Source organism: Lysinibacillus sphaericus, from assembly GCF_005217585.1.
Taxonomy (GTDB): Bacteria; Bacillota; Bacilli; order Bacillales_A; family Planococcaceae; genus Lysinibacillus; species Lysinibacillus sphaericus.
In genome coordinates, this window is record NZ_SZPT01000002.1 from 1,492,205 (window position 1) to 1,506,691 (window position 14,487).

At 39.8% G+C, this 14,487-nt stretch carries 11 protein-coding genes; 1 reads left to right on the forward strand and 10 read right to left on the reverse strand.

What is annotated here, in order from left to right; all coding sequences use genetic code 11:
• Position 1 precedes the first annotated feature (1 nt).
• The 10 genes from carB to FC748_RS12780 all read right to left on the reverse strand — a co-directional run bounded on the left by carB (position 2) and on the right by FC748_RS12780 (position 12,923).
• The gene (gene carB / locus FC748_RS12735; protein WP_025218762.1) at positions 2-3,199 is read right to left on the reverse strand and encodes a carbamoyl-phosphate synthase large subunit; all 3,198 of its coding nucleotides are present in this window, start codon (positions 3,197-3,199) and stop codon (positions 2-4) included.
• Entirely contained in the window at positions 3,192-4,292 is a 1,101-nt protein-coding gene (gene carA / locus FC748_RS12740) for a glutamine-hydrolyzing carbamoyl-phosphate synthase small subunit (RefSeq protein ID WP_024362115.1), read from the reverse strand. Before carA ends, carB begins: the two co-directional genes overlap by 8 nt.
• Positions 4,292-5,569 (reverse strand): dihydroorotase, encoded by a 1,278-nt coding sequence (locus FC748_RS12745; protein ID WP_025218761.1) that lies wholly within the window; start codon positions 5,567-5,569, stop codon positions 4,292-4,294. Before FC748_RS12745 ends, carA begins: the two co-directional genes overlap by 1 nt.
• A gap of 1 nt (position 5,570) precedes the next feature.
• Positions 5,571-6,449: an aspartate carbamoyltransferase catalytic subunit gene (locus FC748_RS12750; protein ID WP_024362117.1), complete on the reverse strand. Its 879-nt coding sequence runs from the start codon at positions 6,447-6,449 to the stop codon at positions 5,571-5,573.
• A gap of 206 nt (positions 6,450-6,655) precedes the next feature.
• Positions 6,656-7,966: a solute carrier family 23 protein gene (locus tag FC748_RS12755; protein ID WP_024362118.1), complete on the reverse strand. Its 1,311-nt coding sequence runs from the start codon at positions 7,964-7,966 to the stop codon at positions 6,656-6,658.
• A gap of 20 nt (positions 7,967-7,986) precedes the next feature.
• Positions 7,987-8,529: a bifunctional pyr operon transcriptional regulator/uracil phosphoribosyltransferase PyrR gene (gene pyrR, locus FC748_RS12760; protein WP_024362119.1), complete on the reverse strand. Its 543-nt coding sequence runs from the start codon at positions 8,527-8,529 to the stop codon at positions 7,987-7,989.
• A 277-nt stretch (positions 8,530-8,806) separates the two neighbouring features.
• A complete protein-coding gene (locus tag FC748_RS12765) occupies positions 8,807-9,718 on the reverse strand; it encodes an RluA family pseudouridine synthase (protein WP_108029496.1) in 912 nt (303 codons plus the stop codon).
• The gene (lspA, locus tag FC748_RS12770) at positions 9,715-10,194 is read right to left on the reverse strand and encodes a signal peptidase II (RefSeq protein WP_024362121.1); all 480 of its coding nucleotides are present in this window, start codon (positions 10,192-10,194) and stop codon (positions 9,715-9,717) included. Before lspA ends, FC748_RS12765 begins: the two co-directional genes overlap by 4 nt.
• Positions 10,195-11,001: 807 nt before the next feature.
• Complete coding sequence (locus tag FC748_RS12775) at positions 11,002-12,570, reverse strand: sodium/solute symporter (RefSeq protein ID WP_024362122.1); 1,569 nt, start codon at positions 12,568-12,570, stop codon at positions 11,002-11,004.
• Between the two features lie 23 nt (positions 12,571-12,593).
• The gene (locus FC748_RS12780) at positions 12,594-12,923 is read right to left on the reverse strand and encodes a DUF485 domain-containing protein (RefSeq protein ID WP_024362123.1); all 330 of its coding nucleotides are present in this window, start codon (positions 12,921-12,923) and stop codon (positions 12,594-12,596) included.
• A 245-nt stretch (positions 12,924-13,168) separates the two neighbouring features.
• Between FC748_RS12780 and FC748_RS12785 the strand changes: the two genes are divergently transcribed.
• Positions 13,169-14,347 (forward strand): AraC family transcriptional regulator, encoded by a 1,179-nt coding sequence (locus tag FC748_RS12785; protein ID WP_025218760.1) that lies wholly within the window; start codon positions 13,169-13,171, stop codon positions 14,345-14,347.
• The last annotated feature ends 140 nt before the right edge of the window (positions 14,348-14,487 follow it).

Genomic DNA, 14,487 nt, shown 5'->3' on the forward strand with positions numbered 1-14,487 from the left:
ATTAATGTACTACCTCCGCTTTCGGCATTTGTTCTGCTGTAAATGTCATGGATTCAATTACACGTAGCATTGCTTCTGCTGTATCTAGAGAAGTTAAGCAAGGCACACCATTTTCTACAGACTCACGTCGAATGCGGAATCCATCACGCGCCGGTTGCTTGCCTTTTGTTAATGTGTTCACTACTAACTGTGCTTCACCATTTTGAATTAAATCAAGTAACGTTTGTCCTTTGGCACCGATTTTACCTACTACATCAGTACGAACACCCGCTGCTTCAAATGCTTGTGCAGTACCTTCCGTCGCTACAATGCGGTAGCCTACTGTTGAAAAGCGTTTGGCAAGCGCAATTGCTTCTTCTTTATCTTTATCAGATACAGTGAATAATACTGTGCCTTCTGTGCGAATTTCCATACCTGCTGCAACTAAGCCTTTATAAAGTGCTTTTTCTAATGTTGCATCTTTCCCCATTACTTCCCCTGTCGATTTCATTTCAGGTCCTAATGTAATGTCCACTCGGCGTAATTTAGCGAATGAGAATACTGGTACTTTAACAAATACACCTTTTTGCTCTGCCGCTAAGCCAGTTGGGTAGCCTTGTGCTACGATTGATTTTCCAAGAATGGCTTTTGTTGCAATGTTCGCCATTGGGATGTTCGTAATTTTACTTAAGAACGGTACTGTACGAGATGAACGAGGATTTACCTCAATGACATACACTTCACCTTGGGAAATAACATACTGGATGTTCATTAAGCCGATAATGCCAAGACCTTTTGCTAAACGCGTTGTGTAATCCACTAATGTATCTTTTTGCGCTTGTGTTAATTTTTGTGGTGGGTATACAGAAATCGAGTCACCAGAGTGTACCCCTGCACGTTCGATATGTTCCATAATACCTGGGATTAAAACATTTTCACCGTCACAAATCGCATCGACTTCAATTTCTTGCCCCGTTAAGTAACGGTCTACGAGTACTGGATGATCTGGTGATGCCTCAACAGCGTTTTCCATATAGTGTTGTAATTCTTGTTCGTTATAAACAATTTCCATTGCACGTCCACCAAGTACATACGAAGGACGAACTAGCACTGGGAAGCCTAAGCGTTCGCCAATGGCAAGTGCTTCTTCCGTTGAAACTGCTGTTTCACCTGGAGGCTGTGGAATGTCTAATGCATGTAAAGCTTGTTCGAATTTATCGCGGTTTTCTGCACGGTCGATATCTTCTAATGATGTACCTAAAATTTTCACACCATTTGCAGCTAATTTATCAGCAAGGTTAATGGCTGTTTGACCACCGAATTGGACAACTACACCAATTGGTTGTTCTAAATCGATAATATGCATAACATCTTCGATTGTTAATGGCTCGAAGTATAGCTTATCTGAAATCGAGAAGTCCGTTGATACTGTTTCTGGATTTGAGTTAATAATGATTGCTTCATAGCCTGCTTCTTGAATTGCCCATACAGAGTGCACTGTTGCATAGTCAAACTCTACCCCTTGACCGATACGGATTGGACCCGAACCTAATACAATCACGGATGGTTTATCAGATTTGATGGATTCGTTTTCTTCCTCATAAGTACCGTAGAAATATGGTGTTTCAGATTCAAACTCTGCTGCACATGTATCAACCATTTTGTAGACTGGGATAATGCCGTTTTCTTTACGGTACGCATATATTGCCTCTGGTGTTGTGTCCCATAGCTCGGCAATTTTTTTATCAGCAAAGCCTAGACGTTTTGCAGTGCGTAATATTTCTTTATCGTTTTTATGGTTAGCAAGTGTTTGCTCCATATCTACGATGTTTTTAAATTTATTTAAGAAGAATAAGTCAATTGCAGACCATTCATGGATTTGCTCGATTGTTACACCACGGCGCAATGCTTCACCGATGAAGAATAAACGCTCATCTCCCGCTTTACGGATACGTTTTTCAATCCAAGAGTCAGAGTTATCTTCTGCATGTTTTAGCTCTAAATGTACTTGACCTGTTTCAAGAGAACGAACAGCTTTCAGCATAGCTTCTTCAAACGTACGACCAAGTGCCATTACTTCACCAGTTGCCTTCATTTGTGTGCCTAAGTTACGTTTTGCTGATTCGAATTTATCGAATGGCCAGCGTGGAATTTTTGCGACAATGTAGTCTAGTGCTGGCTCGAAGCAAGCATACGTTGAACCTGTCACTGGATTTTTGATTTCATCTAATGTTAAACCTACTGCAATTTTTGCTGCTAGCTTGGCAATTGGGTAACCCGTTGCTTTTGACGCTAATGCAGATGAACGAGATACACGTGGGTTTACTTCGATGACATAGTAATTGAAGCTATATGGATCAAGTGCTAACTGTACGTTACAGCCACCTTCAATTTTTAGTGCACGGATAATATCTAATGAGATATTACGTAGCATTTGGTTTTCACGGTCAGAAAGTGTTTGTGTTGGGGCTACGACGATAGAGTCACCTGTATGAATCCCTACAGGGTCGACATTTTCCATGTTACATACTACGATGGCATTGTCAGCCGCATCGCGCATTACTTCGTATTCAATCTCTTTAAAGCCAGCGATTGATTTTTCAAGTAAGCATTGTGTAACTGGTGAATATTTCAGTCCAGAAGTTACTATTTCTTCTAGGTCTTGATCGTTATAACAAATACCACCGCCTGTACCGCCAAGTGTGAATGCAGGGCGTACAATTACTGGATAACCGATTTTTGCAACAAAGTTTTTCGCTTCATCTAAGTTATGAATAATATCTGATTCCGGTACTGGAGCACCTAGTTCATACATCAGGTTACGGAATAAATCACGGTCTTCAGCTTTATGAATAGCATCGAGTTTTGTACCAAGAATTTCGATATTTAGCTCATTTAAAATACCAGAGTTATCTAATTCAATCGCCATATTTAACCCTGTTTGACCACCTAGTGTAGGTAAGATGGCATCTGGGCGCTCTTTGCGTAAAATGCGTGAGACAAATTCAAGTGTGATTGGCTCAATGTATACTTTGTCTGCAATTTCTGTATCTGTCATAATTGTTGCAGGGTTTGAGTTTATTAAAATAACGCGGTAGCCTTCTTCTTTTAATGAAAGACAAGCTTGTGTTCCGGCATAGTCAAATTCTGCTGCTTGTCCGATGACGATTGGACCTGACCCGATTACTAAAATAGTTTCTATATCTGTACGTTTAGGCATGTTGTTTCCCCTTCCCTGCTTCTGCTTCCATCATTTCAATGAATTCATCAAATAAGTGGTTTGAATCTTCTGGTCCTGGTGATGCTTCTGGGTGATATTGTACTGTGAAGATTGGATATTTCTTATGACGGACACCTTCACAAGTACCATCATTTAAAGCGACATGTGTTAATTCTAAATCTGTATCTTTTAATGATTCTATATCAATTGCATAGCCATGGTTTTGAGATGTTAAATCTGTACGGCCTGTGCGTAAATCTTTGACTGGATGGTTCCCACCACGGTGACCGAATGGTAATTTAAATGCTTTCGCACCACTTGCTAATGAGAAGATTTGGTGACCTAAGCAAATACCGAACATTGGCACTTTTCCGATTAAATTACGTACTGTTTCGATACCTTCTGCCACGTCCTCTGGGTTACCAGGGCCATTTGACAGCATAATACCATCTGGATGCCATGCTAAAATTTCTGCTGCTGGTGTGTTGTATGGTACAACAAGGACATCACAATCACGCTTGTTTAATTCACGTAAAATACCGTGTTTCATACCGTAGTCAATTAACACTACTCGTTTGCCACGACCTGGTGATGGGTAGGCAGCCTTCGGTGATACTTCGCGCACATGATGTGTAATTGCTGGTGTTGCTTGTAGTTTTGCCACAATTTCTTCTACATTTACTTCTTCGTCAGCCGCAGTCAAAATGGCCTTAACTGAACCTTTGCTACGAATAATGCGTGTTAGTTTACGTGTATCAATACCTTCAATCCCTGGGATATCTTTTGATGTTAAGTATTCATCAACTGTTAAATCACATCTGAAATTCGACGGTGTTTTTGCTAGTTCGCGGACAACAAAACCACGAATTGCCGGTGTGATTGATTCGAAATCATCACGATTAATACCGTAGTTACCGATAAGTGGGTATGTTAACGTTACGATTTGTCCATAGAATGAAGGATCTGAAATCGTTTCTTGATATCCTGTCATCCCCGTAGTGAATACGACTTCACCTTGTGAAGCTCGCTCGCTACCGAACGCTGTGCCTGTAAATACTGTGCCATCTTCTAAAATAAGTAAACGTTTTTTCATTACTCTGCCTCCTGGTATACGATATTACCTTCAAAAATTGTTACGACTGGCCAACCTTTTGCAACCCAACCATTGAATGGTGTATTGCGACCTTTTGATACAAATCCTTCTGCATCAATCGTTTGTTCTTTCTGTAAATCAATTAAAACCATGTCTGCCGAAGCCCCTACTTCTAACGTTCCATATGGTAAGTCAAAAATTTGTGCCGCTTTTACAGTCATCCAATCGACCAATTGCTTTAAAGTCCATTTCCCTGTTTCAACAAATTGTGTGTACAATAGCGGGAAGGCTGTTTCAAAGCCTACGATGCCGAATGGTGCACCAACCATGCCACAGCATTTTTCTTCTATTGTATGTGGTGCATGGTCTGTGGCGATGCAGTCAATCGTGCCGTCAAGTAGTGCTGCGTGTAGAGAATCCTTATCATCTGCACCTCGTAATGGCGGGTTCATTTTCCAGTTTGCATCATCAGATGGAATATCCATCTCTTCAAGTAATAAATGGTGAGGACAAACTTCCGCTGTGACGCGGATGCCTGCTGCTTTTGCATCACGTACTGCACGCACTGATTCTTTTGTTGAAACATGACACACATGGTAGCGTGCCCCTGCCGCTTCTGCAAGCAAAACATCGCGTGCAATTTGGACAGATTCACAAATAGACGGAATACCTGGTAAACCTAGCTCTTTGTTACGCTTACCTTCATGCATAACACCATCATAAATTAACGAATTATCTTCACAGTGTGCGACAACAACCATGTCATGCTTTGCTGCATCCTGCATTTGTTCATACATCGTGGATGCAAGCTGAATGCCTACACCATCATCGGAAAACGCTACTGCACCATGTGCTTTTAATTCTTCAATATTCGTACGAACTTCCCCTGAAATATCCTGCGTTAATGAGCCATATGGTAGTACACGAATTACTGCACTTTCTTGAATCAGCCCATTTATTAATTGCATGTTTTCAACCGTGTCAGGCACTGGTTTTGTATTTGGCATGGCACAAATTGTTGTAAAACCGCCTTTTGCAGCAGATGCTGAACCTGTTGCTATTGTTTCTTTATGTTCAAACCCTGGTTCGCGTAGATGTGTATGCACATCCACAAACCCTGGTGCAACAACTAAACCATTTCCTTCGATTATTTCTGCACCAGCTACATTGACCTCTTGTCCAATGGCAGTAATTTTGCCATCTACTATGGCGATATTTACTGTTTGCAATTCACCTTGTTCATTTAACATTTGTACATTTTGAAGTACTTTCGTCATGTTATTCTCTCCCTTGTAAGATCGTTTCAATTATTGCCATTCGTGTGTATACACCATTGCGTACTTGGTCAAAGATGCGAGACCGTTCACATTCTACTAGCTCTGATGCAACTTCTACATCGCGGTTTACTGGCGCTGGATGCATAATAATTGCTGTGTCCTTCATTTTCTTCTCTCGTTCTACTGTCAAGCCATACTCTTCATGATAGCTTTCTTTTGAGAAGCTTTTATTTACTTTATGACGCTCATGTTGTACACGAAGTAACATAATGACATCACTTATTTCGATTAAATCGTCCCAAGAATGATGTGATTTAAAATCCCCTGCCCATTCTTCTGGACAAAGAAAATGTACATTTGCCCCTAACCGCTGTAACGCGGATGCATTGGATTTTGCTACACGGCTATGAGAAATATCTCCGGCGATTGTAATATTTAACCCTTCAAAAGAACCAAACTCTTTTTTTATCGTGTACAGATCCAGTAATGATTGGGATGGGTGTTGACCAGCGCCATCTCCTGCATTTATAACCGCAACATTGATGCCTTCTAGTAGCTCGTTATAATATTCATCTTCTTTGGCGCGGATAACGACCGCATCCATACCAATCATTTCTAACGTCTTGACTGTATCGTACAATGTTTCACCCTTTGTTACACTTGAAAAGCTTGCGTCAAACGGGATAACCGTACAGCCTACTTTGCGCTCTGCCATCTCAAAGCTTGTCTTCGTACGTGTACTCGGTTCAAAAAATAAGTTTGCTACGTTATAAGCACGAGATAACGATGATGTTTCGCCATTTTCAAACGCCTGCGCACGATGTAAAATGCGGTTAATCTCTTCAGTTGTTAAATGTTCCATTGATAATAAGTTCTTCATCATGTACCTCCATTAGGTTGTGTGTCATGAACGTCTATGTATGACGTCCTTCATTATTTATTTGTCTAAATAATGTAAAAGCCCCGCTGATGTCATCAGCGAGGCATAAGGAGGCGTGACAAACTATAGTAAGACTATTGCTTACTTATTGCTTGTCCACAACTTCCCTTTTTTTGCCTCTCTGGACAATTCATTAAAAGGTACTACTATGATTGATTATTTTGATCGTATGGTACTGGTATATCAGCTTCTTTTTTACCTGGTAGAATTGCATTTAGTACAACACCGATAATCGCTGCTAACGCCATGCCTTCTAAACTTAATGATTCTGTGACGATAAATTTCGCACCGCCGATACCAATTACGAGAATAACAGAGGCAATTACTAAATTGCGGCTGTTACCAAAGTCCACATGGTTGTCTACTAGCATACGTAAACCGCTTGATGCGATGATACCAAACAGTAGGATGGAAACACCACCAAGAACTGCTGTTGGAATCGTTGCAATAACCGCCATTGCTTTCCCGAAGAATGACAGCACAATCGCTACGACTGCCGCACCTGCTATGACATATACGCTGTAAACTCGTGTAATGGCAAGGACACCAATGTTTTCACCGTATGTTGTTTTTGGTGGGCCACCAATAAATGCACTAATCAAGGTCCCAAAGCCATCACCTAGTAAAGAACGGTGTAAGCCCGGTTCTTTAATATAGTCTCGATTGACTACTTTTCCTAATACAAGTTGGTGACCGATATGTTCTGAAATGGTTACAATCACAATCGGTACCATCGCGAGTAAAATTGTCGATGTAATGGTAAAGTCATAATTTACACCTGGGATAATAAAATGTGGTAGTGCAAACATTTTTGCCTCTTTAATCGGTTCGAAGTTGACAATCCCGATAAAAATCGAGTAGACATAGCCTACTATTAAGCCGATTAATATTGGCATTGTACTTAAAATCCCCTTAAAGAAGATGGTAAAGATAATCGCTGTAAACAATGTGACAAGTGCCGCTGAAAAATGCAGCAAATTATATTCTCCGTCAACATTCATTGCCATGTTAACTGCTGTTCCCGATAAGCCAAGACCGATTACCATAATAACTGGTCCTACAACGATAGGCGGAAGGATTTTCATAATCCATTTATAACCGCTCTTCCAAATTATAAGTGACACAATGCCGTAGGTAATCCCGACTGCCATCGCTCCGATCATAGCGTTACCTGGATTAACACTTAAACCATTGTCATCTAAACCACCTGCAGCGATTAATATCGGTGCGATAAAGGCAAAGGATGAACCTAAATAGGCTGGTACTTGAAACTTCGTAATTAATAAGAAGAACAATGTGGCAATCCCACTGGTTAGAAGGGCGATTGCTGGGCTAAGCCCAACCAGTTGTGGTACTAAAATCGTTGACCCAAACATGGCAAACATGTGTTGGAAACTTAATGTCACCAATTGGACTGGGGTCGGTTTATCATTAATATCTAATACTGCCTTTGACATGACGTTTCCTCACTTTATTATTAGTCTTCTTTATAAATAATGACGCAATCTTCGCCATCAACTTCAAGTAAATTAACGACGATACGTTCCGTTCCTGATGTCGGAACATTTTTCCCAACATAATCCGCTCGAATTGGTAGCTCTCGGTGTCCGCGATCAATTAGCACTGCTAGTTGAATTTGCGCGGGTCTTCCTAAATCCATTACTGCATCTAGTGCCGCTCGAACTGTACGACCTGTATAGAGTACATCATCGACTAAAATAATTTTTTGATTGGCTACCACATAATCGATATCTACTTGCTCAACATGTGCCTGCTCATTTTCATGCTTTGTGGATAAGTCATCTCGATAAAGGGTGATGTCTAACTCCCCTGTGCGAATCGCTTTACCCTCGATTTTTTCTATACGTTCTGCTAAGCGTCTTGCAAGGAAGGCACCACGTGTTTTAATTCCAACTAATATACATTCGTCAATTCCTTTATTGCGTTCAATAATCTCATGTGCAATACGTGTTAATGCTCTTGTCATCGATGGCCCATCTAATAGCTCATTTTTTGACATTTTTTGTCCTCCTCTCTTTCATCGATGTTCATCGGGTTGTTACAGATGCTACCTACTTGCTGAAGCATCATTGAAACGGCATAAAAAAACCTCTCGAGGCGAATAGCCTGAGAGGGTTGAGTACGTGTTTAAATAGCATGTTGGAAAATTTGCAGCACAAATTTTAGCAACACGTTCACATGTACCTTCTCAGCCTCTCTGGACTGCCATTAAAGGTGAATATTAAGTTAAAGTCGTTTATTCACTTTCGTTAGTATAGACCTTCTTTCATTATCCGTCAATCCTTATTTCTTAATTCGTCTAATAATTGTACATAATCAACAGGAAGTGGTGCTTCAAACTCCATATATTCGCCAGTAGTAGGATGCGTGAATCCTAAAACTCCTGCATGCAATACTTGTCCGCCAAAATCCATGGTCTTTCTTGGTCCATATTTTGGGTCGCCAACAAGTGGGAATCCAATATACTGCATATGGACACGGATTTGGTGTGTACGTCCCGTTTCAAGACGACACTCTACTAATGTGTAATCACCGAAGCGTTCAATTACTTGGAAGTGCGTTACCGCATGTTTCCCTTTATCCACAACAGCTTGTTTTTGACGGTCCTTTTGATCACGTCCAATTGGTGCATCAATTGTCCCTTTATCGTGAGCGATATGTCCATGCACAAGCGCAGTATATTTACGTGTGACTGTTTTATTTACAAGCTGCTCAACTAATGATTCATGTGCTTTATCATTTTTCGCTACCATTAGCAAACCTGATGTGTCTTTATCGATTCGGTGTACAATACCTGGACGCATGATACCATTTATGCCCGATAAATCTGTGCAATGATACATTAAACCATTTACTAGTGTGCCCGTCAGATGCCCTGGCGCAGGATGGACCACCATTCCTTTTGGTTTGTTGACAACGAGTACATCTGCGTCTTCATACACGATTTCAAGGTCTAAGTTTTCAGCAATAACGTCTAAAGGTTCTGCCTCTGGCACGATGATTTCAACAACATCGCCTGCTTTCACCTTGTATTTTGCTTTTACTGCTTCACCATTTACTTTAACAATTCCTTCTGTAACCCAATTGCTAATTTGTGTACGAGACCATTCATTCTGTATACTCGAAACCGCTTTATCAATGCGCTCTCCTTGTTGCTGTTCTTCAATTGTATATGATACTTGTGTCATTGTTTCACCTGTTTCTTTTCTTTTTTATCTTCGGCGATTAAACCAATCATTAATACGACAACGGCAATTGTTAATGCTGCATCCGCAATATTAAAAATCGGGAAATCGTAATTAATAATAGGGATTAATACGTCGGCAAAATCTACTACTTCTCCTCTAAATATACGGTCAATAAAATTACCAATGGCACCGCCCAATAACAGCATTAAGCCCACTTGAAAAAGAGGCTTACCCTTTGCCTCTTTATGATAAAAGTAAATGATGGCAATAATAACACCTATTGTCACTATAGAAAATAACCACATTTGCCCTTCAAGCATCCCCCAGGCTGCACCTCTATTACGATGCGATAAAATACCAAACCAAGGATCCCATACGGCAATACGTTCACCAAACTCCATATTTTTCACAATTAGCCATTTTGTCCATTGATCAAGAATAATGACAAAAACGGCCAATCCATAATATTTATACACAGCTATTCCTCCGTTCACTCAACATCCTACCTATTCTACCATAAGAGCTTATATAGCAATAACTAATATAACATGAAAATATGACAGAAACACATGCTGTTGCCCAAAAGTAAAAATCGTAGCTTTCCGCTATCCTACTAAAGCCGTTTCCTAATAAACAACGAGTTGTCCCTCTATTCGAGAAAGCTTTCCATGCAAAAATAGAAAACCGTTGATTTCCGTTCCAGGCGCTCCCTTTCCGCAGGCACGGCTTCAACTAATTTTTGCGGCTGTCGCCGCAAAAATGGATTTTCAGCTCGTGCTGTTCCTGCTGGAGTGTCGCGCCTTCCACTCCAATCAACTAGTATCGACTGCTAATATGATGTTTTGGTTTTAAAAAATACATCAAGATGATTAACGCTTTTCAATAGCAGTCTCACTGTTTAGTTTAGCCGTCTTAATATAGTAAGCTTGGACGTTTTTCATACAATTTTTATAGAAGTAAAAAACGATAGGAGGCTGGGACATAACTAGAAAAATTTAAGGAACAGAGGAAAGGTGTTCATAAATTTTTGCTATATGGAGAACTTGGCTAACTTAGCTATTCTTACTTTTGCAATAAATAAAAAATTAGAAGGGTTACTAGTTGTTGGTAACGGAGGTGGTGACTCCGGCAGGAACAGCACATAATGTTAGACGCGGGCAACAACGGCACAGCAAAAAAGTGTTAGATTGATGGCAGTCAATCTAACACTTTTTCTCTTTTGTCCCAGCCTCTTACCGTCTACGCTATCTTCACTAAAAGAAAAAACGTGCAATGTTAATTATCTATGCAGTTTCCGATTCCTTCGAGTGCACTCGCTTCATGAAATCGTTTACATCAGCAGGTACTTTACGATCTAATAATGACACGACAATAACGGATAGGAAACCGACTGGTACTGTTACGATGCCAGGGATTTTGAATTGTAGGAAACTTGGAAGTGTCCCTGGTAAGAAAATCATCCACATCGACACGAGGAGACCAATCACTAACCCTGCAATTGCTCCTTTTTCGGTCATCCCTCTCCACCAAATACCTAAAATAAAGATTGGTGTAAATGTACTTGCGGCAACCGTAAATGCTAAAGCAACTAAATGACCGATGGAAGCATCCTTTACGAGTAACCCAAGTCCGCCATATAGAATACCTAAAATAACAATCGCCACTTTTCCAGCAACTACACGCTGTTTTTGTGTAATATCTTTTTTCATAAAGCTAGCATATAAATCATGCGCTAATGCACCAGAGCTAGTAATAAATAATCCTGATAAGTTAGAGAAAATAGCAGCAAATGCCCCTGCAATCACAAGACCGAGCAGCCAATCGCCCCCTAATGCAAGCGCCGTTGTTGGAATAACCATGTTATTGCCACCAAGCACTAGATCTCTCATTACTTCCTCACTCGCAGTACCTGAAATGAAAATAGCACGACCAACAACCCCTAAAAATACGGCTAACAAGAAGAATGCACTCGCAATACCAATCGCCATTAAAGCAGATTTACGTGCAGCCTTAGCACTCGGATTTGTATAAAAACGCAATAAAATATGCGGTAACCCTATCGTACCTAATGCTAAACCAATGGTCATACTAATCGTTTGCCAAAACGTCGGGAAATAGAAGCCTGTCCCCGTCCACGCGGCACCATCAAAATTTATATCACTTCCATCCAAGGCATACGGTGATGTCCCAGTAATAGGTCCATTAAAGGAATTGATAGCTGCTAAAATTTTATCGTAATGCAAGCCACCATACATCGCTGCAATAAGCATCACAATGAATGCACCTAGACGAATCCACAGCTCTAATGCTTGGTTGATCGTCGTGCCCTTCATACCACCGATTCCTACATAGAAAATCATCACGACACATGTAAAAATAATGCCAAATTCATAAGAAGTCCCAAAGAACATACTTAATATTTGTGCTGCGCCTAGTAGCTGTGGCGCCGCATAGAAACCTGAAATGGCTAAAACTACAATGACTGCGGCTAAACGAGCTCGTCTACTATGAAAGCGATAGGCTAAAAAGTCTGCTACGGTAAATGCACCAAATCTTCTTAATGGCCCAGCAACAAAAATGGCTAATAGCGTCAAACCAATCGAGAAGCAAAATGCATAATAGGCTCCATCATAGCCTAATTGAAAGGTTAAACCAGCAATCCCTAAAAATGTAGCTGCACTTAAATAGTCTCCCCCGATAGCTGAACCGTTCGTAAACCATCCAAAGCTCCGTCCCCCAACGAAGAAATCAGATGCTGTTGTATTTTTTTTCGTTAAATACGTAATGTATACAATCGTTGCCATTAGGGCAATTGTTAATAACATTTTTGGTTCTAAAATTGTCTCTAACATTCAACCTACCCCCTTAAGTTGCACTACTTCGTTGACATCTCATATTTTTTCAAGCGCTTTTCATACAATGTCGTATGCACAAAGGCAATCACAAAAGCCATCAACATCATGACGATTGTCGTGACAAACCAAGTAACGGTCATACCGCCCCACAATTTCTTAAACGCAAATTCAGGAGCAAACCAATTCATTACTGGAATAGTAAAAATTAAAATAAAATAAAATACCGTTAAGCTAAATCCTGTAGTAAACTCATCCTTCATAATTTTATGTGTTGTCGGATCTAACGGTGGCAAATCTTTCACATCTACAGTTCCAGCTTCTACATACTCGTAATCATGACTTCCTGCCATATTACTAACCCCCTTTTGTATAGACGAATAATTATCTGAAATTTCAAATTATTATTCACTACAACTATTCTATTCTATTTTTCCAATAATATAGGTACAATATTTTGCTGTATTAGTACAAAATATTGCTATTTTAAGTTAAAATATTTCTAGTAACCTTCATTATATTTTTTGACTTTAGAAAGGGGCTGTTTAGTATTTTAGGCGTCGTATGGTACGTTGAGAATTCAATTGAAAAACAGCAAATGCTAGGGTGGTTAGAAGAATTCCTCCCTAACACATTTACTGAATGTACACAACCACGTGCACACGAGGTAGTTATATTCGTCTATGAAATTAGGGGATTATTTGATTGGATTAAGGTCAATCGGTTAAAGAAACATTATCCTAACAGTATTATTGTCCCAATTGTTGCAGTACACCTAGCGTACTCGGCAGGTATTGCCATTGAATTAAATTTACAAGCACTTCTTATAAAACCGTTGCACAAACAAAAGTTTTTACGAATTGTAAAAAAGCTTTATACTTCCCATAAAGAACAGCAAGCAAGTACAGTCACGATGCTTGAACTTTCGCAACAATTCCCTCAAGATCATACATCGCCGTTTCGCGAAGCGTTTTTAAGACGCTTAATACGGGGAGAAATCAACAATGAACAGGAAATTGTACAAGCCTCTTCCTTTTTATCAACTGACTGTATTCCCAATATCGTTTTCTTAATTCAAGGCTACGTAGATATTCAGCAAAACCGACCAATTCCTTACGATGCTAGTAGTGTAATTACAAATGTTTTTCGACAACATTTTGCCGATAAAGCACCGTTGTCCTTTTTAAATTTCGAGCGTTACTTATTACTGCTAATGCGGATTCCTATAACGTATACATCTTTTAAACATTGGACAGAAGGCGTCACTACTTTACTGACGGTAATCGAGCAATTGAAAAACGATTATAGTATCCATCTTTTTATGGGCATTGGTGGTGTTTTTTTGCAATCTATGCAAGTCAAAGAATCCTATAGTCAAGCTAGAAAAGCACGTAGAAAGCCACCCGTCGATAATATTCATATACGATTTTATGAGGATTTAACGAAGCATGAACAGCTACAAAAGGCTATTCACTACATTGAAGAGCATTACGATGAACAGCTAGTTATTAGCGATGTAGCGAAATCTATTAATTTTAGTCCTACTCACTTTAGCCGATTATTTAAAAAAGAAACGGGTCGTAATTTTGTCGATTATGTAGCGTATACACGCATTATCAAAACACTCCCCTACTTGCGGAAATTTGACTACACCATTGAAAAAATCGCAGCAAGCTCGGGCTTTAATACACCCAATTATTACAGCCTTACATTTAAAAAATATGTAGGAATATCTCCAACGGATTACCGAAACACAATTGAAATATTGTTTAAATAAAGGTTACTTTTGCATGTTTGTATCCTAAAAGCTATTCATCTAGATATCCTCGCTTATCTCCCATTTATGGTCTACTTTCCACTATGTTCTTAATTTGGATCAGTATGTTCAACATGTTCCACGCATTCAAAAAAAATGAG